Source organism: Curtobacterium sp. PhB190 (assembly GCF_004365385.1).
Classification (GTDB): domain Bacteria; phylum Actinomycetota; class Actinomycetes; order Actinomycetales; family Microbacteriaceae; genus Curtobacterium.
Genome location: NZ_SODN01000002.1, coordinates 1 through 21,139, shown reverse-complemented (window position 1 = coordinate 21,139; position 21,139 = coordinate 1). Strand labels below are relative to the sequence as shown.

22 protein-coding genes and 4 tRNA genes are annotated in these 21,139 nt (G+C 69.4%); 20 read left to right on the top strand and 6 right to left on the bottom strand.

Annotated features, from left to right (window positions below; translation table 11 throughout):
- Positions 1-3 precede the first annotated feature (3 nt).
- Positions 4-1,119 carry a heparan-alpha-glucosaminide N-acetyltransferase domain-containing protein gene (locus tag EDF47_RS02790; protein WP_133937865.1) on the top strand — a complete coding sequence of 372 codons (1,116 nt, stop codon included), beginning with the start codon at positions 4-6 and terminating at the stop codon, positions 1,117-1,119.
- Positions 1,120-1,159: 40 nt separating this feature from the next.
- On the opposite strand, the gene cls is transcribed toward EDF47_RS02790, so the two are convergent.
- Together cls and EDF47_RS02780 are read right to left on the bottom strand one after the other, a co-directional pair.
- Positions 1,160-2,620, bottom strand: a complete 1,461-nt coding sequence (gene cls, locus EDF47_RS02785) for a cardiolipin synthase (protein ID WP_123338849.1) — start codon at positions 2,618-2,620, stop codon at positions 1,160-1,162.
- A gap of 5 nt (positions 2,621-2,625) precedes the next feature.
- Complete coding sequence (locus EDF47_RS02780; protein ID WP_111084269.1) at positions 2,626-3,114, bottom strand: YajQ family cyclic di-GMP-binding protein; 489 nt, start codon at positions 3,112-3,114, stop codon at positions 2,626-2,628.
- A gap of 136 nt (positions 3,115-3,250) precedes the next feature.
- Here EDF47_RS02780 and EDF47_RS02775 point away from each other — a divergent pair.
- The 5 genes from EDF47_RS02775 to EDF47_RS02755 all read left to right on the top strand — a co-directional run bounded on the left by EDF47_RS02775 (position 3,251) and on the right by EDF47_RS02755 (position 5,857).
- Positions 3,251-3,335, top strand: a tRNA-Tyr gene (locus EDF47_RS02775).
- 57 nt (positions 3,336-3,392) lie between these two features.
- Positions 3,393-4,214: an inositol monophosphatase family protein gene (locus EDF47_RS02770; RefSeq protein WP_131845701.1), complete on the top strand. Its 822-nt coding sequence runs from the start codon at positions 3,393-3,395 to the stop codon at positions 4,212-4,214.
- A 148-nt stretch (positions 4,215-4,362) separates the two neighbouring features.
- Positions 4,363-5,586 (top strand): M23 family metallopeptidase, encoded by a 1,224-nt coding sequence (locus EDF47_RS02765; RefSeq protein ID WP_133937863.1) that lies wholly within the window; start codon positions 4,363-4,365, stop codon positions 5,584-5,586.
- Between the two features lie 93 nt (positions 5,587-5,679).
- A tRNA-Thr gene (locus EDF47_RS02760) sits at positions 5,680-5,751 on the top strand.
- 32 nt (positions 5,752-5,783) lie between these two features.
- Positions 5,784-5,857 (top strand) — tRNA-Met (locus EDF47_RS02755).
- A gap of 186 nt (positions 5,858-6,043) precedes the next feature.
- Here the strand turns inward: EDF47_RS02755 and EDF47_RS02750 are convergent.
- On the bottom strand, positions 6,044-6,442 hold the full coding sequence (locus EDF47_RS02750) for a hypothetical protein (RefSeq protein ID WP_131845699.1): 399 nt from the start codon (positions 6,440-6,442) through the stop codon (positions 6,044-6,046).
- Positions 6,443-6,571: 129 nt separating this feature from the next.
- Between EDF47_RS02750 and EDF47_RS02745 the strand changes: the two genes are divergently transcribed.
- The 3 genes from EDF47_RS02745 to EDF47_RS02735 are packed head-to-tail and all read left to right on the top strand — an operon-like array spanning position 6,572 to position 8,474.
- Positions 6,572-7,021, top strand: coding sequence for a MaoC family dehydratase N-terminal domain-containing protein (locus tag EDF47_RS02745; RefSeq protein WP_123292106.1), 450 nt, complete (start codon positions 6,572-6,574; stop codon positions 7,019-7,021).
- Positions 7,018-7,443 (top strand): MaoC/PaaZ C-terminal domain-containing protein, encoded by a 426-nt coding sequence (locus tag EDF47_RS02740; RefSeq protein ID WP_131921749.1) that lies wholly within the window; start codon positions 7,018-7,020, stop codon positions 7,441-7,443. Before EDF47_RS02745 ends, EDF47_RS02740 begins: the two co-directional genes overlap by 4 nt.
- Before the next feature lie 14 nt (positions 7,444-7,457).
- Positions 7,458-8,474, top strand: a complete 1,017-nt coding sequence (locus EDF47_RS02735) for a UDP-N-acetylmuramate dehydrogenase (RefSeq protein ID WP_243692435.1) — start codon at positions 7,458-7,460, stop codon at positions 8,472-8,474.
- Between the two features lie 109 nt (positions 8,475-8,583).
- Here EDF47_RS02735 and EDF47_RS02730 read toward each other — a convergent pair whose 3' ends face one another.
- Complete coding sequence (locus tag EDF47_RS02730) at positions 8,584-9,765, bottom strand: pyridoxal phosphate-dependent aminotransferase (protein WP_133937994.1); 1,182 nt, start codon at positions 9,763-9,765, stop codon at positions 8,584-8,586.
- Positions 9,766-9,945: 180 nt separating this feature from the next.
- Between EDF47_RS02730 and EDF47_RS02725 the strand changes: the two genes are divergently transcribed.
- The 6 genes from EDF47_RS02725 (at position 9,946) to EDF47_RS02700 (ending at position 13,501) form a co-directional block, all read left to right on the top strand.
- Positions 9,946-10,018: transfer RNA gene (locus EDF47_RS02725), tRNA-Trp, on the top strand.
- A 20-nt stretch (positions 10,019-10,038) separates the two neighbouring features.
- The gene (gene secE / locus EDF47_RS02720) at positions 10,039-10,317 is read left to right on the top strand and encodes a preprotein translocase subunit SecE (RefSeq protein ID WP_111084262.1); all 279 of its coding nucleotides are present in this window, start codon (positions 10,039-10,041) and stop codon (positions 10,315-10,317) included.
- Positions 10,318-10,436: 119 nt separating this feature from the next.
- Positions 10,437-11,450 (top strand): transcription termination/antitermination protein NusG, encoded by a 1,014-nt coding sequence (gene nusG, locus EDF47_RS02715; RefSeq protein ID WP_111084261.1) that lies wholly within the window; start codon positions 10,437-10,439, stop codon positions 11,448-11,450.
- A gap of 144 nt (positions 11,451-11,594) precedes the next feature.
- Positions 11,595-12,026, top strand: coding sequence for a 50S ribosomal protein L11 (rplK, locus tag EDF47_RS02710; protein WP_022906459.1), 432 nt, complete (start codon positions 11,595-11,597; stop codon positions 12,024-12,026).
- A 90-nt stretch (positions 12,027-12,116) separates the two neighbouring features.
- Positions 12,117-12,806: a 50S ribosomal protein L1 gene (gene rplA / locus EDF47_RS02705; RefSeq protein WP_123292110.1), complete on the top strand. Its 690-nt coding sequence runs from the start codon at positions 12,117-12,119 to the stop codon at positions 12,804-12,806.
- A gap of 86 nt (positions 12,807-12,892) precedes the next feature.
- Entirely contained in the window at positions 12,893-13,501 is a 609-nt protein-coding gene (locus tag EDF47_RS02700; RefSeq protein WP_123938622.1) for a Pr6Pr family membrane protein, read from the top strand.
- 9 nt (positions 13,502-13,510) lie between these two features.
- On the opposite strand, the gene EDF47_RS02695 is transcribed toward EDF47_RS02700, so the two are convergent.
- Together EDF47_RS02695 and EDF47_RS02690 are read right to left on the bottom strand one after the other, a co-directional pair.
- Positions 13,511-14,194 carry a YqaJ viral recombinase family protein gene (locus EDF47_RS02695; protein WP_123938623.1) on the bottom strand — a complete coding sequence of 228 codons (684 nt, stop codon included), beginning with the start codon at positions 14,192-14,194 and terminating at the stop codon, positions 13,511-13,513.
- A 67-nt stretch (positions 14,195-14,261) separates the two neighbouring features.
- Entirely contained in the window at positions 14,262-15,473 is a 1,212-nt protein-coding gene (locus tag EDF47_RS02690) for an ROK family protein (RefSeq protein WP_185002799.1), read from the bottom strand.
- Between the two features lie 144 nt (positions 15,474-15,617).
- On the opposite strand from EDF47_RS02690, the gene EDF47_RS02685 reads away from it, so the two are divergent.
- From EDF47_RS02685 to EDF47_RS02665, 5 genes are all read left to right on the top strand, one after another.
- Positions 15,618-16,364, top strand: a complete 747-nt coding sequence (locus EDF47_RS02685; RefSeq protein WP_123292112.1) for a sugar phosphate isomerase/epimerase — start codon at positions 15,618-15,620, stop codon at positions 16,362-16,364.
- On the top strand, positions 16,361-17,506 hold the full coding sequence (locus EDF47_RS02680) for a Gfo/Idh/MocA family oxidoreductase (protein WP_133937861.1): 1,146 nt from the start codon (positions 16,361-16,363) through the stop codon (positions 17,504-17,506). Before EDF47_RS02685 ends, EDF47_RS02680 begins: the two co-directional genes overlap by 4 nt.
- A 115-nt stretch (positions 17,507-17,621) precedes the next feature.
- Positions 17,622-18,923 carry a sugar ABC transporter substrate-binding protein gene (locus tag EDF47_RS02675; protein WP_123938625.1) on the top strand — a complete coding sequence of 434 codons (1,302 nt, stop codon included), beginning with the start codon at positions 17,622-17,624 and terminating at the stop codon, positions 18,921-18,923.
- 225 nt (positions 18,924-19,148) lie between these two features.
- On the top strand, positions 19,149-20,144 hold the full coding sequence (locus EDF47_RS02670; RefSeq protein WP_111084254.1) for a sugar ABC transporter permease: 996 nt from the start codon (positions 19,149-19,151) through the stop codon (positions 20,142-20,144).
- Positions 20,137-20,976 carry a carbohydrate ABC transporter permease gene (locus tag EDF47_RS02665; protein ID WP_111084253.1) on the top strand — a complete coding sequence of 280 codons (840 nt, stop codon included), beginning with the start codon at positions 20,137-20,139 and terminating at the stop codon, positions 20,974-20,976. The genes EDF47_RS02670 and EDF47_RS02665 overlap by 8 nt, the downstream gene beginning before the upstream one ends.
- The last annotated feature ends 163 nt before the right edge of the window (positions 20,977-21,139 follow it).

Below are 21,139 nucleotides of genomic sequence, written 5' to 3'. Positions count from 1 at the left end.
CCGATGACCGACACGCGCCCCGTCCCGCCCACCGCGGTGCGGGGCGCGTCCGTGTCCGGCGTGCGACTGCAGGGCGTCGACGTCGCGCGGGCCGTCGCGTTGCTCGGCATGATGGCCGCGCACATCGGCGGCATCGCGGACCAGCTCGACTGGTCCGATCCGTCGACGTGGTCCGCCGTGGCGCACGGGCGCCCGTCCACGCTGTTCGCCGTCCTCGCGGGGGTGTCGATCGGGCTGACGAGCGGTCGCACGACTCCGCCAGGACCCCCGACGATCGGGCGGGTCCGGGCGCGCCTGGCGGTCCGCGCCGCGGCCGTCGTCGGCATCGGGTTCGTGCTCATCGCGTTGGACACCCCGGTCTACGTCATCCTGCCGACGTACGGAGTGCTGTTCCTGCTGGTGATCCCGGTGCTCCGGGTCCGCCCGGCGTGGCTCCTCGCCATCGCGGGCGCCTGCGCCGTGTTGTCGCCGATCGTCGCCGTCTCGACCGCACCGGCCTACGCCGATGCGGGCATGGTCGGACAGCAGCTCGGCCTGGTCTACCCCGTGGTCACCTTCCTGGCGTACGTCCTGGTCGGTCTCGCCGTCGCCCGGGCCGGGCTGGAGATGCGGGGCACGCAGGTCGTGCTCCTCGCGTCCGGCGCACTGGTCGCCGCCACCGCGTACGTCGTCGGCACGGTGCTGGCGCCGCTGCCGGCCGGGGCCGCGTTCGCGTTCCCGGGCGTCCCGTACGCCGCCGAGGGCAGCACGCCGGCCGAGGCCCTCGCCCAGCTCTTCCTGTCACCGCGCGACCACTCGTCGACGACGGTCGACGTGATCGGCACCGCGGGGGTGGCGGTGGCGGTCATCGCCCTCTGCACCCTGGTGTTCGACGGGCGCGGGCGGGTCGCCGAGCGGATCGCGTTCCCGCTCGCCGCCGTCGGGTCGATGCCCCTGACGATCTACTCGGGACACCTCCTGGTGATCGCGATGCTTCCCGAGTACCCGGAGTCGGCCGAGGCGTGGGGCTGGTTCGCGCTGGGCTCGGTCGTGTTCGCGATGGTCTGGCGCCGGTTCCTCGGCCGCGGCCCGCTCGAGCGGGCCGTCGCGGCCCTGGCGTCCACCGTCCCGATGCGCTGAGCGCCCCTGCCGGGGCCGAGCCGCGCCTCCCGGTCGTCCGCTACTGCAGCGCTGCCGTGAGCCGCGCGACGTTGTCGAGCACCTTGGACCGGCGCGGACGGTCGACCCACTCATCGAGCGTCAGCTCGAAGCTGTGCTCCTTGTAGGCGTCCTGCACCTCGCGCAGGGCGTCGACGAAGCGGTGGCCCCGGACCATCACGGAGACCTCGAGGTTCAGGCTGAACGAGCGCATGTCCATGTTGCTCGACCCGATCACCGACACCTCGTCGTCGATGGTGAAGTGCTTGGCGTGCAGGATCGTCGGTGCCCGGTAGAGCCAGATCCGCACGCCGGCGCGGAGCAGTCCCTCGTAGTACGAGCGCTGCGCGTGCCACGTCATGGCGTGGTCGCCCATCTCGCCGACGAAGAGCTCGACCTCGACGCCACGCTGGGCGGTCGTCGTGATGGCGTAGAGCATCGAGTCGTCCGGCACGAAGTACGGCGAGGTGATCGACACCTTCTTCTGCGCCGAGTAGAGCAGTGCGTTGAACAGGCGCAGGTTGTTCTCGCCGTCGAACCCGGGCCCGGACGGCACGACCTGGCAGTCGAGGGCGTCGCCGCGGTCGGCCCGCTGGACGGGGTCGCTCTCACGGAGCAGCAGTTCGTCCGTCTCGCTGTACCAGTCGGTGACGAACAGGGCGTTCAACCCCGCGACGACCGGTCCCTCGAACCGGGCGAACAGGTCCTTGTAGACCATGCCCTTCTCGATGTGCGACTTGATGTCGTACGAGGGGTCGATCAGGTTCTGCGAGCCGGTGAACGCGACCGAGCCGTCGATGACCATGATCTTCCGGTGGTTGCGGAGGTCGGGTCGCTGGAACTTCCCCTGCAGCGGCAGCAGCGGGAGCATGAGGTGCCACTCGATGCCGGCGCGGTCCATGAACGCCAGCGTGTCCTTGTACCCGGGGTAGCCGCGGCTGGCCCAGTGGTCGAGCAGGAACCGGACGGTGACGCCGCGGGCCTGTGCACGGGCGAGCGCGTCGAAGAACGGTCGCGTGGTGTCGTCGAGCGTGGCGATGTAGAACTCGACGTGCACGAACCGGCGCGACTGGTCGATCGCCCGGGTCATCTCCGCGATCGACTCCTCGGAGTCGGGGTAGAGCTCCGCCGAGTTGCCGCCGACCAGCGGCATCGCGCCGAGTTCACGGTTCAGTGTGGTGATGCTCTCGAGCCACAGCGGCCACGGGTGGTCACGGCGCACGCGTTCGATGCCCTCGGTCTGCTCGAGGATGTACGCGTTGATCTCGGTCTGCTTCTCACGCCGGGCACGCGGCAGCTTCGTCGACCCGATGACCAGGAAGACGATGAAGCCGATGTAGGGGATGAGGAAGATCGCGAGCAACCAGGCGGTCGCCGTCTGCGGCTTCCGGTTGATCGGGACGTAGATGATCGAGAAGACGCGGATCGCCAGGTCCAGCAGGACGGCCAGGACCGTGATCGCGACGGTGAGCCAGTGCTCCACGGACGTCAGCGGAAGTTGATGTACTGCAACGGGACGTCGAACTCTTCACCCTTGAGGAGCTGGATCGTGTTCTGGAGGTCGTCGCGGCTCTTCGAGGAGACCCGCAGTTCGTCGCCCTGGATCTGGCTCTTCACGGTCTTCGGGGCGTTGGCCCGCAGGAACGCTCCGATCTTCTTCGCGACGTCCTGCTCGATGCCGTTCTTGAACTTCACCTCGATGCGGTACTCCTTGCCCGAGGGGTAGGGGTCGCCGGCGTCGAGGCTCTTCAGGCTGATGTTGCGCTTGATCGCCTTGCTCTGCAGGACGTCGAGGACGGCCTTCGCGCGCTCTTCCGAGTTCGCCTTGATGAGGACGTCCTCGCCGCTGAAGGCGACCGACGCGTCCGCGCCCTTGAAGTCGTACCGCTGCTCGATCTCCTTGGCCGCCTGGTTGAGGGCGTTCTCCGCCTCCATCTTGTCGACCTTGCTGACCACGTCGAAGGAACTGTCTGCCATGCCGGACAGCCTAACGGCGGACGGGAGGCCCGGTTCGGCTCCGGCGGTCGGCTCGCGGTGGTCACGACCACCGTTCCGGATCCGCTATGCTTTTGTGCGCGCCTTCGGTTGGTGATCACACCGGCTGGGTGCGCATGGCAAGTTACCCAAGCGGCCAAAGGGATCTGACTGTAAATCAGCCGGCGTAGCCTTCGGGGGTTCGAATCCCTCACTTGCCACCATCGCGAAGCCCCGTCCGATCCGGACGGGGCTTTCGTCGTCCCTGGCAGGATCGGTGCATGGCATCCGACCTCGCACCGTCCCAGTTCGCCGACCTCGCCGAGACGATCGCGCGCGAAGCGGCCACGCTCGCCGCACGACGACGGGCCGAGGGCGTCGAGGTCGCCGACCGGAAGTCGAGCATCGTCGACGTGGTCACGGCGGCGGACCGCGAGGTCGAGGCGCTCATCCGCGCCCGGATCGCCGAGGCCCGGCCGGACGACGCGTTCCACGGCGAGGAGTCCGGCTCGGCGTCGGGGGAGTCGGGCATCACCTGGGTCGTCGACCCGATCGACGGCACGGTGAACTACCTGTACGGCAGCGCCGAGTACGGCGTGAGCATCGGCGTCGTGCGGGGTTCCGCCGACCCGACGACGTGGGAGCCGATCGCCGGCGTCGTGGTGGCCCCCGCGACCGGGGTGGTGTTCCGTGCCGCCGCCGGACAGGGCGCCACCCGCGACGGCGTCCCCCTGTCCGTCAGCGCTCCGGCCTCGCTCGCCGAGACGCTCGTGGCGACGGGCTTCGGGTACACGGCCGACCGGCGCCGCGAGCAGGTGTCCGTGCTCGCCGGGCTGATCGGCGAGGTGCGGGACATCCGGCGCGGGGGAGCGGCGTCGCTCGACTGCTGCGCGGTCGGGACCGGGGTCGTCGACGCCTACTACGAGCGCGGGATCAACCCGTGGGACATGGCTGGCGGCTCCGTCGTCGCGCGTGAGGCCGGAGCGTCGGTCCGCATCTGGGAGGCCGGCGGCACGCGTTCCTTCCTGTTCGCGAGCCCCGCGGTGGCCGACGACCTCGAGGCGCTGCTGCGCGGGCTGGAAGCCGAGGCGCTCGGCGTCTGAGGTCCGTCGGTCCCTCGGTCTGGGGGTGCCCGGTGGACACGACCACGACTGGCGACGTGCGACGACGTTTGCTACCGTGCTCAGGTCCCGTTATCTGCTCGTTACCAACGAGCGCGCCCCTTCCCCGATCAGGATCGCCACCGCACGCATGCCCCACTCCCCACTGACGTCCGTCCCCACCGGTCCCGTCGACGCCGCCACCCCGGTCGTCCACCTGACCCGACGAGCACGGATCGAGGCGGAGCGAGCGGCTGCGAAGGGTGCTCCCGTCACGCAGGACCACGCGCAGGACGTCACCCCCGACCGTGCCGCGGGTCCGTCGTTCGACGAGGTCGTCGGGCTGACCACACCGTCGTCGGCCGCGGCTCCCGTGTCGCCGATCGACCTCGCACCGGTGTCGCCCACGCTGCCCGAGTCGGCGGTCCGCCCGGCCTCGCGCATCACGACGCCGCCGGCTCCCACGTCGCCGGACGTCCGCGCCACGGCGCCGCGCACCGCGACGGCTGCAGCGGAGTCCGTCGCACCGCAGCCCCGCCGTGTCATCGGCCAGGTCCCGGCGTCCCGTCGGCGGACCGGCCGTGCCGCACCGGCCGTGCAGGTCGACCGCGCCACCCGGCACATCGCGGCCAGCCGCACCGCCGCCGTGCCCGCCCCGGCTCCTGCTGCCCGGAAGCAGGGTACCTCGTTCCGCCGTGCGGCCTCGCGCGTGACGGCCGTCGGTGCGCTCCTCTTCGTCGCCGGTCTCGTCGTCTCGACGTCGCTGCCCGCCCAGGCGCTCTACGTGCCGGAGACCGGCTCGACCGCGGCCCGGTCGACGGCGAGCGGTGCGACCCAGTCGATGAGCGTCAGTGCCGCAGCCGACGGGTCGACGACCCGCGACCAGTACACGGTGTCGGACGCCACGCAGTACAAGAACGTCGACGCCTCGAGCTTCACCAACGACCCGACCGGCACGATCCAGTGGCCGTTCCTCACCGGCGTCCCGATCACCTCCGGCTTCGGCGGTCGTCAGGTCGCGGGCTGCTCGTTCTGCTCGACGAACCACATGGGCGTCGACTTCGCTCCCGGCGAGGGCACCCCGATCCGGGTCATCGCCGCCGGCACCGTCATCAAGGTCCAGGCGAACGACGGCGGCTTCGGCAACGACGTCTGGGTGGAGCACGACGTCGACGGCAAGCAGTTCGTCAGCGTGTACGGCCACATGGAGGACAACTCCTTCAAGGTGGTCACCGGTCAGCAGATCGAGGTCGGCGACGAGCTCGGTCTCGTGGGCAGCACGGGCAACTCCACGGGCCCGCACCTGCACCTCGAAGTGCACGTCGACGGGGTCCCCGTGGACCCGTTGGCGTGGCTCCAGACCAACGCGAACTAGCGGTCGCCGACGCGGCACGCCCGGGCGTCTCGCCCGGTTCCAGAGCAGCGTCGGAGGTCTGCTATCCTCGTGTGGTGCCGTTCGCGGCACATCGCCCCGATAGCTCAGTGGTAGAGCACCTCCATGGTAAGGAGGGGGTCGTCAGTTCAATCCTGACTCGGGGCTCCGACCCGGTGCGCGTGTCGCTCCGGATCTCTGGCGGGGTAGCTCAGTTGGTTAGAGCACACGACTCATAATCGTGGGGTCGCGGGTTCAAGTCCCGCCCTCGCTACAGCAAGCCCGGCGATCTGTTCGCCGGGCTTTCGTCGTTCCCGGGCTGCGTCGTTCCCGGGCTGCGTCGTTCCCGGGCTGCGTGCACAGCGGTGCGGACGCACTTCGGCTGTGCACTGGACCAGGTGCGTGCCAGGAGGCGCGTGGCAGACGCGCACCGGGCCTCCCGTCCGCCCTGGGGCCGGCCCTACAGCGCGGAGTGCGACCCGGTGTCGGTCCGCGTCTGCAGCACGCCGGCCGCGCGCAGCGCGCGCTCGATCGCCGCGTTCACCTCGTGCCAGGCAGCTCGTCGCCGGCTCGCGCCGATGCTGCCGCCGGAGACGGCCGTGCCGTGTCCGCGGTGCCGCAGCGTGATCGTGGTGGAGGCCCCGGTGACGGTCGTCGACAACTCGTAGCGGCGGAACTCGCGGGAGGGGTGCACGAGCGCGCCGAGCAGGATCGTCAGCAGCCGGTTGCCGGTCGTCGCGGTGAGGGTCCCACCGGTCGACTCGACGTGGTGTCCCGCCGTGCGGAGTGCCGCGCCGGCGACCTCCATCGCGGTGCAGCGGTCGCCCGTGTGCACGGCGAACTCTGTCCTGGTGTCCATCGTTGCTTCCCCGTCCCCTGATCCGGTGTCGCGACCGGACCACCGATTCCCCCGAACCGGCGGTGCAAGCCTAGCCGATGCATCCTCAGCATCGACAGGCCCCAGGACGGGCGTCGGTAGACTGCCGACGTGTCAGTGAACCCCGAGCTCGTCGGCAGGACGTTCCCGCCGGCCCAGCCCTACCTGGTCGGTCGCGAGAAGGTGCGCGAGTTCTCGCGCGCGGTGTTCGCGACCAACCCCGTCCACCACGAACCCGACGCGGCCCGCGCCGCCGGGTACGCCGACGTCGTCGCCCCGCCGACCTTCGCGGTCGTCGTGCAGGAAGCCACGCTCGCGCAGCTCCTGGCCGAGCCGGACGCCGGCATCGACTTCTCCCGTGTCGTCCACGGCGAGCAGTCCTTCACCTACGACCGGCCCATCGTGGCCGGTGACGAACTCACCGCGACCCTGACCGTCACGAGCGTCAAGACGCTCGGCGGCAACGCGATGGTCACGGCCCAGAGCACCATGAACGACGCCTCGGGGGAGCACGTCGTCACGGCGACGTCCACCCTCGTGGTCCGAGGAGACGACGCATGACCGCCGCACCCGCCACCGCGATCGAGGTCGGCACGGTCGTCGCCGAGCGCGAGGTGCACGTCACCCGCGACTCGCTCGTCCGCTACGCCGGCGCTTCCGGTGACTTCAACCCGATCCACTACCGCGACGACGTCGCCACCTCGGTCGGCCTGCCCGGCGTCCTCGCGCACGGCATGCTCACGATGGGCATCGCCGTGCAGCCGGTCTCCGAGTGGCTCGGCGACAGCGGCTGGGTCGCGGGCTACGGCGTCCGCTTCACCCGCCCCGTCGTCGTGGACCCGGAGCAGGGCGCGACCATCGGCATCGTCGCCAAGGTCGGCACCGTCGACGACGACGGCCGACCGAAGCGCATCGACCTCACCGTGACCGCCGGCGGGCAGACCGTGCTCGGCAAGGCGCAGGTCACGGTGGCGTTCCGCTGACCGTGCACGAGCCGGTGCTCGCCGACCTCACGACGCTCGGCGTCGGTGGGGCGGCCGCGCGGCTGCTCACGGCCACGACGACCGACGAGCTCGTCGCCCACACGCGCACCGCATGGGACGACCACGAGTGGCTGGTCCTCGGCGGCGGTAGCAACGTGCTGGTCGCCGACTCCGGATTCGACGGCACCGTCGTCCTGGTCCGCACCACGGGGGTGGACGCCGACACGGACGCCGACGGCGTCACCGTCCGCGTCGCGGCCGGCGAACCCTGGGACGCGTTCGTCGCCACCACCGTCGCGAACGGCTGGACCGGCCTGGAGGCCCTCAGCGGCATCCCGGGCACCGTCGGCGCCGCCCCCGTGCAGAACATCGGCGCCTACGGGGTCGAGCTCTCCGACGTGCTCACCCGGGTCGAGTTCCTCGATGCGGCCACGGGGGAGCGCACGTGGGTGCCCGCGGCCGAGCTGGCGCTCGGCTACCGCACGTCGACCCTCAAACACGGACGCCGCGGTGTCGTGCTGACGGTCGAGTTCCGGCTCGGCACGGCGGGGGAGCACGGCGTGCCGGTGCGGTACGCCCAGCTCGCCGGTTCGCTCGGGGTCGACCTCGGTGCCCTCGTGGAACCCACGACGGTCCGCGACGAGGTCCTGCGCCTCCGCGCCTCGAAGGGCATGGTGCTCGACGCCGACGACCGGGACACCTGGAGCGCCGGGTCGTTCTTCACGAACCCGATCGTGTCCGCGGCCTTCGCCGAGACCCTCCCCGCCGACGCGCCACGGTGGCCGGCCGGCGACGACGTCAAGCTCAGCGCCGCCTGGCTCATCGAGCACGCGGGGGTGCACCGTGGCTACGCCGTGCCGGGGTCGCGCGCGGCGATCTCGTCGAAGCACACCCTGGCCCTGACCAACCGTGGCGGCGCGACGGCGGCCCAGGTGGCCGAGCTCGCGCGGTACGTGCAGGTCACGGTCCTGAACCGCTTCGGGGTGTCGCTCGTGCCGGAACCCGTGGTGGTCGGCGACCTGCTCGATTGAGCGCACGAGCACGAGCACGAGCACGAGCACGGGCGCGACCCGGCCACGGTCCTCCCGGAACGCAGAACGGGCCACCTCGACGAGGCGGCCCGTTCTGTGATCGGGGAGACTACGCGAAGAACTCCGCCAAGCGGGCCACACCCTCGGCGATGTCGTCGTCGCCGAGCGCGTACGACAGGCGCAGGTAGCCGGACGGACCGAAGGCCTCGCCCGGGACGACCGCGACCTCGGCGTGCTCGAGGATCAGGTCGGCCAGCTCGAGGGTCGTCGTCGGGGTCGAGCCCGCCCACTCGCGACCGAGCAGTGCGGTGACGTCGGGGTAGACGTAGAAGGCGCCCTGCGGGGTCGGCGTGACGAAGCCCGGGATCGCGTTGAGCCCGGCGACGATGGCCTGGCGACGGCGGTCGAAGGCCTCGCGCATGGCCGCCACCGGCTCCTGCGGCCCGATGAGGGCGGCGATCGCGGCGCGCTGGGACACGTTCGACACGTTCGACGACAGGTGCGACTGCAGGTTCGACGCGGCCTTGACCGCGTCGGCGGGACCGATGAACCAGCCGACGCGCCAGCCGGTCATCGCGTAGGTCTTCGCGACGCCGTTGACCAGGATCGTGGTGTCGGCGAGGGCCGGCACGGCGTCGAGGATGCCGGTGAAGCGGAGTCCGTCGTACACGAGGTCCTGGTAGATCTCGTCGCTGATCACCCAGATGCCGTGCTCGAGTGCCCACTCGCCGATGGCCGTGGTCTGCTCGGCGGTGTACACCGCGCCGGTCGGGTTCGACGGCGAGCAGAACAGCAGCGCCTTCGTCTTCGGGGTGCGCGCGGCCTCGAGCTGCTCGACGGTGACGAGGTAGCCCTGGTCGCTGCCGGCGAAGACCTCGACCGGCTCGCCACCGGCCAGGCGGATGGCCTCGGGGTAGGTGGTCCAGTACGGGGCGGGGAGCAGGACCTCGTCGCCGGCGTCGACGATCGTCTGGAACGCCTGGTAGACGGCCTGCTTGCCGCCGTTGGTGACGATCACCCGCGACGGGTCGACGGTGATGCCGGACTCGCGTGCGGTCTTCTCGGCGATGGCCTGCTTCAGCTCCGGAAGACCGGTCGCCGGCGTGTACCGGTGGTTCTTCGGGTCCTGTGCGGCCTCGACCGCGGCGGCGACCACGTGCTCGGGCGTGGCGAAGTCGGGCTCGCCGGCGGCGAAGGAGATGACGGGTCGGCCCGCGGCCTTCAGGGCCTTGGCCTTCGCGTCGACCTTGAGCGTCGCGGACTCGGCGATCGCCGCGATGCGGGACGCGATGCGCGGCCGATCGGTCGGCGCGGCGGCGGGGGTTGCGGTGGACTCGGGGCCGGGGGCTGCGGTGCTCACGGGTGCCAGCCTATCGGCGCGGCACGCCGTGGAGGGGGCCAAGTGGACACCGTGTGACGGACTCCCGTACACTCGACCACCGGAACACGATCGGTGACGGACGTGCTCTGAAGGGCGGTGGCTCAATTGGTAGAGCAGCGGTCTCCAAAACCGCAGGTTGCAGGTTCGAGTCCTGTCCGCCCTGCAACTCTGGAAGGGTAGAAGTTGGCGAGCAAAGACATGGAGACGACGGCGGACGACGTCGTCGCCAAGGCGAAGCAGGACCGGGCCGAGCGCCGGGGTCCGATCGCTGCCATCGTGCTCTTCATCCGTCAGGTGATCGGCGAACTGCGCAAGGTCGTGACGCCGACCCGCAAGGAGCTCTTCAGCTACACGCTGGTCGTGCTCGTCTTCGTCGTCGTGATGATGATCCTGGTGTCGATCCTCGACTTCGTGTTCGGTCTCGGCGTCGGGTACGTCTTCGGCAACGGGCCCACGGCCTGACCCGGACGTCGACTGCCGAGTGCGGCAGTCCACTGGAGTACGGTCGCCCGAGACGGTGCCGATCGTGACCAGGACCGTCCGCCATCCCGACCCGCACCACCGAACGGAAAGAATCGACTGTGTCTGACTACTCCCGCGACGACATCGACCTCGCGACGGCTGCCGAGCAGTCCTCCGAGGTCGAGGAGAACCAGGAAGGCGACGTCGAGACCGGCGAGGAGCGCTCCGCCGAGTCCGCCGAGGAGCGCGCGATCTCCGTCGAGTCCGAGGACGACGAGTCCCTCGGCATCGACGAGGAGCTGACGGCACTGCAGGAGTCCAAGGACCCCGAGGCCGACGCCGTCGTCGAGGACGCCCTCGAGATCGACTCCGCTGACGAGGCCGAGGCCGCCGTCGAGGCGGTCGAGGACGAGGAAGAGATCGAACTCGAGTCCGAGACCGCCGAAGAGGCGAACGAGACCCTCGCCGCCGACGAAGCCATCGACGCCGAGGACGACGACGCCGAAGAGGCCGAGGTCGACCCGTACGAGGCCTTCAAGGTCGAGCTGCGGATGAAGCCGGGCAAGTGGTACGTCATCCACTCCTACGCGGGCTTCGAGCGCCGCGTGAAGTCGAACATCGAGAACCGCATGGTGTCGATGTCGATGGAGGAGTCGATCTACCAGGTCGAGGTCCCGATGGAGGACGTCGTCGAGATCAAGAACGGGCAGCGCAAGCTGGTCACCCGCGTCCGGATCCCCTCGTACGTGCTCGTCCGCATGGACCTCAACGAGGACTCGTGGTCCGTCGTCCGGCACACCCCCGGTGTCACCGGCTTCGTCGGCAACGCCCACAACCCGACGCCGCTCCGTTTCGACGAGGCGTTCGGCATGCTCAAGTCCCTCGTGCAGGTCGCCGAGGCCGCCCCGACCAAGGGTGGCTCGAAGTCCGGCGGTTCCCTGCAGGCGCAGCCCGCTGCCGAGGTCGACTTCGAGGTCGGCGAGACGATCACCATCAAGGAAGGCTCGTTCGCGGGCCTGCCGGGTTCGATCTCCGAGATCAAGCCGGAGAGCGGCAAGCTCACCGTCCTCGTCTCGCTGTTCGAGCGCGAGACCCCGGTCGAGCTCAGCTTCGACCAGGTCACGAAGCTCTAGTCCAGGTCTCCCCGTTCGGGTAGACTCATCGAGTTTGGGCCCGCACGCCTCGTGCGTGTGGGCCTTCACCGCGGTCCGGAACGGCCGGACCAGCGGGAGAGTGCACGGATCCCCGTGCGTTCGATTCCAGGAGGAAGACAAGTCATGGCACCGAAGAAGAAGGTCACGGGCCTGATCAAGCTGCAGATCAACGCGGGAGCCGCCAACCCGGCCCCGCCGATCGGTCCGGCACTCGGTCAGCACGGCGTCAACATCATGGAGTTCTGCAAGGCGTACAACGCGGCGACCGAGTCGCAGCGTGGCAACGTCGTGCCGGTCGAGATCACCGTCTACGAGGACCGTTCGTTCACGTTCGTCCTCAAGACCCCGCCGGCTGCTGAGCTCATCAAGAAGGCTGCTGGTGTGCAGAAGGGGTCCGCGACCCCGCACACGGTCAAGGTCGCGAAGATCTCGATGGACCAGGTCCGTCAGATCGCCGAGACCAAGCAGGCCGACCTGAACGCCAACGACATCGAGCAGGCCGCGAAGATCATCGCCGGCACCGCACGCTCGATGGGCATCACGGTCGAGGCCTAAGCACCGATCGGGCTCCGGCCCACACCCAGACACCTTTCCGTGGGAGAGCCGCGCCGGCTCGTCAACCACGTATCTCGCAAGGAGACCACCATGGCGAAGAAGTCCAAGGCCTACGAAGCCGCGGCCGCGAAGATCGAGGCCGACAAGTTCTACACCCCGACCGAGGCAGTCGCCCTGGCCAAGGAGACCGGTTCTGCGAAGACCGACTCCACGGTCGAGGTCGCACTGAAGCTCGGCGTCGACCCGCGCAAGGCGGACCAGATGGTCCGCGGCACGGTCATCCTGCCGCACGGCACGGGCAAGACCGCCCGCGTCATCGTGTTCGCGACGGGCGCAGCGGCCGAGGCCGCCATCGCAGCCGGCGCCGACGAGGTCGGTGGCGACGAGCTCATCGCGAAGGTCGCCGAGGGCTACACGTCCTTCGACTCCGCCGTCGCGACGCCCGAGCTCATGGGCAAGGTCGGTCGTCTCGGCAAGGTGCTCGGCCCGCGTGGCCTCATGCCGAACCCGAAGACCGGCACCGTGACGCCGAACGTGGCGCAGGCCGTCAACGACATCAAGGGCGGCAAGATCGAGTTCCGCGTCGACAAGCACGCCAACGTGCACTTCGTCGTCGGCAAGGCCTCGTTCACGCCGGAGCAGCTCGACGAGAACATCTCGACCGCGCTCGAGGAGATCAACCGCCTCAAGCCGAGCTCCTCGAAGGGCCGTTACGTCATGAAGGGCGCCGTCTCGACGACCTTCGGCCCCGGCATCCCGCTGGACGTCAACAGCATCTGAGTCCACTGACTCGCAGAAGGGCCCGCACCGGCAACGGTGCGGACCCTTTTCGCGTGCAGGGGCACGCGTCCCGGTAGCGTGGTCTCGTGCGCACCCTCGTGAACTCGCTCCGGTTGATCGCCGTCATCGCCGTCGTCGTCGCGATCGTCGCCCAGTGGCTCGTCAGCTCCAAGACGGACGTCTACAACCCGTGGAACTTCTTCGGCTACTTCACGATCCAGTCGAACGTCATCATCGCGGTGGCCCTGGCGGTGACCCTCGTCGCCTCGGCCCGCCGCAAGCGTGGGGACCTGCGGGTGAGCCTGCTCCGGGGCGCCGGCACGGTCTACATCGCCACGACCGGGATCGTCTACAACACCCTGCTGACGAACGTCGACGTGTCGGCGAGCGTCCAGTGGTCGAACGACGTGCTGCACAAGGTCATCCCCGCGTACGCGGTCCTCGACTGGCTGCTGTTCTCCGACCGGTCGAAGCTGCTCCTCCGCCACGTCTGGTGGTTCCTGATCTACCCGGCGGTGTGGACGATCGTCATCCTGATCCGGGGCGCGACCGACGGCTGGGTGCCGTACCCGTTCCTCGACCCGGCGCAGGGGTACGGCGTCGTGGCGATCTACTGCGTCGGCGTGGGCGTCTCGATCGGGTTGCTCGGCGTCCTGGTCGTGGGGATGAGCCGACTGAGACTCGTCAAGGTCTGAGCTGACGGGCTACGAGCGGAAGTCGCGCAGCTTGTCGAGCACCAGGTCGGCGAGCTGCACGAGCCCGCGGATCTGGTCGTCGTCACGGTCGACCCAGCGGCACTCGGGCTCGTCGGCGACGGGGACGAAGCCGTCGTGGCGCTCCCAGACGAACAGGGTGCGATCGGCGCCGAGCACGTACTGCTGCCACCAGATCTGCCGCAGGTAGTGCCGGGGGATGCTCCGCCAGCCCTTCGCGGTGGTCTTGATCTCGGCGAGCACCACCCGCGAGCCCTGGACACCGACGCCGTCGGGGGTCGCGAGGTGCGCCCGGTTCGCGGCGGCGTGGAACAGGTGCGCCGAGGGCTGGATGCCGTGCGTGGCCGCGACCCAGGCGGCGATGTGGGGCTCGCGGTCCTTGCCGTGCTCGGTGAACGCGTTGCCGGAGAACCGTGAGCCGTAGCGCTTCTCGGTGACGACGGCCTCGACCGCGTGCAGCGAGGCGAGCCGAGCGACGTCGGTCGCGGTGATGCCCGCGGCGCGGGCGCGGAGCCAGGCGAAGCGGTCCGAGGAGTGCGCGACGATCCGCTCGGTGTGGCCGCGCAGGGCGGTGAACGCGTCGCGCCCCGGGACCGCAGCCGGCGTGGCGGAGGCAGACAGCTCCTCCAGTCCGGGGTCCAGGTCGCCCCACAGGGTGGGCTGCACGATCGTCACCCGTCGATTCTCCCCCCGACCACCGGCAAGACCGAATCCGACGCGCTCACGAGGCGCAGCGCACACGTCAGGAGACCAGCTCACGCCCCTCGGCGTAGGCGACCAGCTCGTCGACCCCGGCGGGGGAGAGCGCGTAGCCGATCGCGAGCGCCGCTGCGCCCTGCAGCGCGGCGAGCGACCCCGCACGCGACTGGGCGATGACGAGGTGCTCGGTGGCGAGCGGCATGGACCGCGAGTAGACGACCTCGCGGACGCCGGCGAGCAGATGCTCACCGGCCTGCGTGATCGAGCCGCCCAGGACGATCACCGACGGGTTCATGAGCGAGACGCACGTGGCGAGCACCTCGCCGATGTCGCGGCCCGCCTGTCGGACGGCGTAGATGGCGTCGAGGTCGGAGCGGTTCACCAGGTCCAGCACGTCGGCGCCGGTGTGGGCGTCGTGCCCCTTCGCACGCAGGGCACGGGCGATCGCCGGACCGGACGCGACCGCCTCGAGGCACCCGGTGTTGCCGCAGTGGCAGGGGACGTCGCCGGCGCGGGACACCCGCACGTGGCCGATGTCACCGGCGGTGCCCTGGGCGCCGCGCTGCAGTTCGCCGTCCGACACGATGCCGGACCCGATGCCGGTGGCGACCTTGACGAACAACAGGTGGTCGACGTCGGGCCAGCCGTGCTCCCGCTCGCCGAGGGCCGCGATGTTCACGTCGTTGTCGAGCAGGACGTGCGCCGCGATGTGCTGGCGGAGCCACGACGGCACGTCGAAGCCGTCCCACCCGGGCATGATCGGCGGGTTCGCCGGGCGTCCGGTCGAGAACTCCACCGGACCGGGCACGCCGATGCCGATGGCGATGACGTCCTGTCGGGCGCGGCCGACCTCGTCGAGCAGCTCGTCGATGGTGGCGACCAGCCACGACAGGGTCTCCACCGGGCCGGCGGCGATGTCGATGCGCGCTTCGCGGGTGGCGAGCGGGGCAGCGACCAGGTCCGTGACGGCGACACGGCCGTGCGAGGCGCCGAGGTCGGCGGCGATCACGAGCCGGGCGCGGGGCTTCAGCGCCACCTGGGCCGGCGGCCGTCCTCCGGTGGAGACGGCGGTGTCGACGGGGCCGACGAGACCGACCTCGATGAGGGAGTCCAGGCGCACGCCGATGGTGGAGCGTGCGAGTCCTGTCAGTGCGGCGAGCTCGGCCCGGGTCCGCGGCACGCCGTCGCGGAGGATCTGGAAGAGCTCGCTCGTCCCGACCGGAGGCGACGCTGCCGTCCGAGTCAAGTCGACCATGGGGGGAGTGAAGCACACATCGAACGCGCCACGCAACGAAGTTCGTCGACCTTCCACGAACTTCTGCTTGACCGCCGACAGAAGTGGTCATAGTGTGACGCTCGGTCAGTGACGACCGCACCATCTCGACGAGGAGAACCCCTGGTGACCCAACCGATCTCGGTTCAGCTCTACACCGTCCGCGACGCCCTCTCGGCCGACCTGCCCGGCACGCTCCAGCGCATCGCCGACATCGGCTACACGAACGTCGAGGCCTTCGGCTTCGTCGACAACGCCGACGAACTCGCCGCCGCGCTCCGCGACGCCGGACTCGCCGCCCCGAGCGGACACGCACGACTGCTGGACGCCGGCGAGCAGGACCTCGAGCGGATCTTCCACGCGAGCGTCACCGTCGGACTCGGCACCCTCATCGACCCGCACATCGACGAGGCCCGCTGGACCACCCGCGAGGACGTCGAGGCCATCGCCCGCGAACTCAGCGCCCTCGCCCCCCGCGCGGCCGACCACGGCCTGGTGCTCGGCTACCACAACCACGCGTTCGAGTTCTCGAACCGCATCGACGGCGTCAGCGCCTACGAGGTCTTCGCCGACGCGCTGTCCGACGACGTCGTGCTCGAGCTCGACACCTACTGGGTCACGGTCGGCGGTGACGACCCGGTGGCGATCATCGGCAAGTACGGCGACAAGATCGAGTTCCTGCACGTCAAGGACGGCGACGGCTCGCACGACGACGACAAGCAGGTCGCCGTCGGCAACGGCATCATGCCGATCCGCGAGATCCTCGCCGCTGCACCCGACGCACTCCACGTCGTCGAGCTCGACGGCCACGAGGGCGACGTCTTCCAGGCGGTCGCCGACTCCTACACGTTCCTCGAGGGGGCCCGCGCATGACCGACACCACGGCGTCCACCGCCCTCGACAGCAGCACCCGGACCGGCCGCGTCGGCGTCGGCGTCATCGGCGCCGGGGTCATCTCCGACCAGTACCTGTCGAACCTCACCGTCTTCCCCGACGTCGAGGTCCGCTTCATCGCCGACATCGACCTGCCGCGCGCAGCCGCCCAGGCCGAGAAGTGGGGCGTCGCCGGGTCGGGCACCGTCGAGGAGCTCCTGGCCGACGACGACATCGAGATCGTCGTCAACCTCACGATCCCGGCCGCCCACGTCGAGGTCGCCCTGCAGGTCCTCGCCGCCGGCAAGCACGTGTGGGGCGAGAAGCCCTACGCCCTCGACCGCGAGAGCGCGACCGAACTCCGTGACGCCGCACGCACCGCGGGCAAGACCGTCAGCGTCGCACCCGACACCTTCCTCGGTGCCGGCCTGCAGACCGCGCTCCGCACCATCCGCGACGGCCGCATCGGCAAGCCGCTCAACGGCCTGACGCTCTTCCAGAGCCCCGGCCCGGAGTCCTGGCACCCGAGCCCCGAGTTCCTCTTCGCGTACGGTGCGGGCCCGCTGTTCGACATCGGCCCGTACTACATCACCACCCTGGTGCAGACGTTCGGTCCGGTGAAGAAGGTCACGGCGACGGCGTCGAAGTCCCGCGCCACGCGCACGATCGGCTCCGGCCCGAAGGCGGGCACCGAGTTCCCCGTCGACGTCCCGACGAACCACTCCGCACTGATCGAGTTCGAGGACGGCGGGAGCGCGCAGAGCGTCTTCTCGTTCGAGTCGGACCGCGGTCGCACGGGCGTCGTCGAGATCGCGGGCGAGACCGGCACCGTCGTGTTCCCGGACCCGAACAACTTCGACGGCGACACCGAGCTGTACGCGCTCGGCGCCGAGGAGCCCGAGACGATCCCCGCGGTCGGCTCCACCTACTCGCGCGGCACCGGCGTGGTCGACCTCGCCCGCTCGCTCCGCGCAGGCGACGAGAACCGGGTCCCCGGTGCCCTCGCCTTCCACGTCCTCGACGTGATGGTCTCCATCGCCGAGGCGGCAGAACGTGGCGAGGCGGTGCTCGTCGAGAGCACCGTGTCGCCCTCCCAGACCCTCCCAGAGGGTTGGGACCCCGCGGAGCAGACCCTGGCCTGACCGGCCCGGATCCGCCCCGCACACCACAGCAGCACCCGAAGATCCATCCCGCACCACCCCTGCACCATCCCTGCACCATCCCTGCACCATCTCAACGACGAGAAAGTAGAGAGTCATGCGCACTGCCATCCGCGCACTGGCCATCACCGCGGCCGCCGCACTCACCGTGACCGGCCTCGCAGCCTGCTCCTCCGGATCGTCCGGTTCCTCCGGCGACTCCAAGACGCTCACCTACTGGGCGTCGAACCAGGGCACGTCGCTCCAGAACGACAAGGAGGTGCTGACCCCCGTCCTCAAGAAGTTCACGAAGGAGACCGGGATCAAGGTCGACCTCCAGGTCATCGGCTGGAACGACCTGCAGACGAAGATCCAGACCGCCGTCACCTCGGGCCAGGGCCCGGACGTCGTCAACATCGGCAACACCTGGGCCACCTCGCTCCAGGCGACCGGTGCGTTCCAGGAGTACGGCGACTCCGAGATGAAGGCGATCGGCGGTGCCGACAAGTTCGGCAAGGTCGCGCTCTCCACCGGTGGCGCCCCCGGCAAGACCGTCACGAGCGTCCCGCTCTACGGCCTCGCGTACGGCCTGTACTACAACAAGTCCATGTTCAAGGACGCCGGCCTCGAGGCACCGACCACGTGGGAAGACCTCACGGCGGACGCCAAGAAGCTCACGACCGGCGGCAAGTACGGCTTCACCATCGCCGGTGGTTCGTACACCGAGAACTCGCACTTCGCGTTCATCACCTCGGCGCAGAACGGTGGCGAGTGGTTCGACAAGGACGGCAAGCCGACCTTCACCGACAAGGCGAACGTCGACGGCATCAAGCGCTACCTCGACCTGATGCAGTCCGACAAGGTCGTCAACACCTCGAACGCGCAGTACGACAACGGCACGCAGGCCGTCTCGGACTTCGCGAACGGCAAGGCCGCGATGATGCTGACGCAGAACAACGCGAACGCGACGATCACCTCGCAGGGCATGAAGACGGACGAGTTCGGCGTCGTGCCGTTCCCGACCACCGCTGACGGCGCGGACATCGCGTCGTTCCCGGCCGGCATCAACCTGTCGATCTTCAAGAACACGAAGAACAAGGACGGCGCGCTCAAGTTCGTCAAGTACATGACGAGCGCGGACACGCAGACCACGCTCGACAAGCCGTACTCGGCCCTCCCGGTGCTCGCCGCCGCGGCTGACTCGGTCACCGACGAGCAGACGAAGACGTTCCTCGACATCTACAACAACAAGGCCAAGCCCCTCCCGCTGGTCCCCGCCGAGGACCAGTTCGAGTCCACCGTCGGCAAGGCGATGAACGACATGTTCGCCAAGATCGCCACCGGCGGCTCCGTGTCCGACAGCGACATCAAGACCGCGCTGCAGACCGCCCAGGACCAGGTGTCCCAGGCGAACGGCTGATCCAGCCAGGAGGCCCGGGGCGCGTCCGCAAGGACGCCCCCGGGCCTCCACCCCTCGCGTCCACAGCAGGACGCGCCGGGGCAGGTCGTCACCGGCCCCGCAGCCCCAGAGCCGGCCATCCGCCGGCAGTGAGCGTCCCGTCTCACGCACGCCGTGCCTCCCGTCCGCTGCCACGGACCGGAGTGCGAAGCACCCGAACCTCCTCCTGCCGAAAGGCCCCCGCCCATGTCCACGACGGTCCTGCCCGATGCGGAGCGCATCGACCTGACGCACACGAAGGGCTCGACGCTGTCGGGCCGTCCGCCAGGTCGCAAGCGCAAGACCAACTGGCTGCCCTACGCGCTCGTCGCGCCGGCCATCCTGTTCGAGCTGCTCATCCACATCGTCCCGATGCTCACCGGCATCTGGATCTCGTTCATCCAGCTCACCAAGTACTTCATCGCGAACTGGGGCGCTGCACCCTTCGCGGGACTGCACAACTACTCGGTCGTCGTCGACTTCGACCAGGCGATCGGCAAGGGCGTCCTGCACTCCTTCCTGATCACCTGCGGCTTCACGGTGCTCGTCGTCGGCCTCTCCTGGACCTTCGGTATGGCCGCCGCGGTCGCACTGCAGAAGCCGTTCCGGGGCCGCGGGCTGTTCCGCACCCTGTTCCTGGTGCCCTACGCGCTGCCGATGTACGCCGGCATCATCACCTGGAAGTTCATGTTCCAGCGTGACTCCGGCGCCGTGAACCACGTCCTGGTCGACCAGTTGCACCTGTTCAACGGCACCGGCCCGTTCTGGCTGATCGGCTCGAACGCCTTCGTCTCCGTCGTCGTCGTGGCGATCTGGAAGACCTGGCCCTTCGCCTTCCTGATGCTGATGGCCGGCCTGCAGTCCGTGCCGAACGACGTGTACGAGGCCGCCTCGGTCGACGGTGCGAAGCCGTTCCGGCAGTGGCGCTCGATCACGCTGCCGATGGTCCGCCCGGTCAACGTGACGCTCGTGCTCGTGATGTTCCTCTGGACCTTCAACGACTTCAACACGCCGTTCGTGCTGTTCGGCTCGACCGCGCAGCCCCCGGCCGCGGACCTGCTGAGCTTCCACATCTACAACGCGTCCTTCATCACCTGGAACTTCGGCTCCGGTGCCGCGATGAGCGTCCTGCTCCTCATCTTCCTGCTCATCGTCACCGGCATCTACCTCGCCGTGACCAACCGGAGGTCCGTCCGTGCGTGAGACATTCGGCGCCAAGTCCTTCAAGGTCGTGACCCTGGTCATCCTGACCCTGTTCACGGTCGTGCCCCTCTACGTGATGATCACCACGGCCATCAAGCCGCTCGGTGACGTGCAGAACGACTTCACGTGGATCCCGACCAACATCACCATCCAGCCGTTCATCGACATGTGGTCGACGGTGCCGCTCGGCAAGTACTTCGTGAACTCGCTCGTGGTCTGCACGGTCGCCACGGTGTTCTCGCTGATCATCGCGACGTTCGCCGCCTACGGTGTCTCGCGCTGGAACTTCAAGGGCAAGAGCACCTTCACCACCGCGGTGCTCTCCACCCAGATGTTCCCCGGCGTGCTGTTCCTGCTCCCGCTGTTCCTCATCTTCACGAACCTCGGGAACTCGCTCGGCATCCAGCTCGTCGGCAGCTGGACCGGCCTGATCATCACGTACCTGACGTTCACGCTCCCGTTCTCGATCTGGATGCTCGCGGGCTACTTCGAGACCATCCCGCGTGAGCTCGACGAGGCCGCGATGGTCGACGGTTCCGGCCCGATGGGTGCCCTGTTCCGGGTCATCCTGCCCTCGGCCCGCCCGGGTCTGGTGGCGGTCGGCATCTACTCGTTCATGACGGCCTGGGGCGAGGTGCTCTTCGCCTCGGTCATGACCAACGGCGACGGGCAGACCCTGGCGGTCGGTCTGCAGCAGTACTCCACGCAGACGAACGTGTACTGGAACCAGATCATGGCCGCGTCCCTGGTCGTGTCCATCCCCGTGGTGATCGCGTTCCTCATCGTGCAGCGCCAGTTCGTGGCCGGCTTGACCGCCGGTGCGGTGAAGTAGGCAGCTGGCTCGACCCCAGCTCCAGCTCCAGCTCCGCGAAAGCGACAGATTCCCGGCGAACATCGCCGGGTGGATTCAAGTGGTCGGTGCAACACCGCCTGTCAGTGACGCCGAGAGTAGCTCGTCGAGAGCTTCTCTCGGCGTCATGGCGTCGAGGCGTTTG

Coding starts and splice junctions, on each gene's coding strand:
- EDF47_RS02790 (WP_133937865.1), top strand. CDS start 4: ATGACCGACACGCGCCCCGTCCCGCCCACCGCGGTGCGGGGCGCGTCC.
- EDF47_RS02780 (WP_111084269.1), bottom strand. CDS start 3,114: ATGGCAGACAGTTCCTTCGACGTGGTCAGCAAGGTCGACAAGATGGAG.
- EDF47_RS02770 (WP_131845701.1), top strand. CDS start 3,393: ATGGCATCCGACCTCGCACCGTCCCAGTTCGCCGACCTCGCCGAGACG.
- EDF47_RS02765 (WP_133937863.1), top strand. CDS start 4,363: ATGCCCCACTCCCCACTGACGTCCGTCCCCACCGGTCCCGTCGACGCC.
- EDF47_RS02750 (WP_131845699.1), bottom strand. CDS start 6,442: ATGGACACCAGGACAGAGTTCGCCGTGCACACGGGCGACCGCTGCACC.
- EDF47_RS02740 (WP_131921749.1), top strand. CDS start 7,018: ATGACCGCCGCACCCGCCACCGCGATCGAGGTCGGCACGGTCGTCGCC.
- rplK (WP_022906459.1), top strand. CDS start 11,595: ATGGCACCGAAGAAGAAGGTCACGGGCCTGATCAAGCTGCAGATCAAC.
- rplA (WP_123292110.1), top strand. CDS start 12,117: ATGGCGAAGAAGTCCAAGGCCTACGAAGCCGCGGCCGCGAAGATCGAG.
- EDF47_RS02690 (WP_185002799.1), bottom strand. CDS start 15,473: ATGGTCGACTTGACTCGGACGGCAGCGTCGCCTCCGGTCGGGACGAGC.
- EDF47_RS02680 (WP_133937861.1), top strand. CDS start 16,361: ATGACCGACACCACGGCGTCCACCGCCCTCGACAGCAGCACCCGGACC.
- EDF47_RS02675 (WP_123938625.1), top strand. CDS start 17,622: ATGCGCACTGCCATCCGCGCACTGGCCATCACCGCGGCCGCCGCACTC.
- EDF47_RS02670 (WP_111084254.1), top strand. CDS start 19,149: ATGTCCACGACGGTCCTGCCCGATGCGGAGCGCATCGACCTGACGCAC.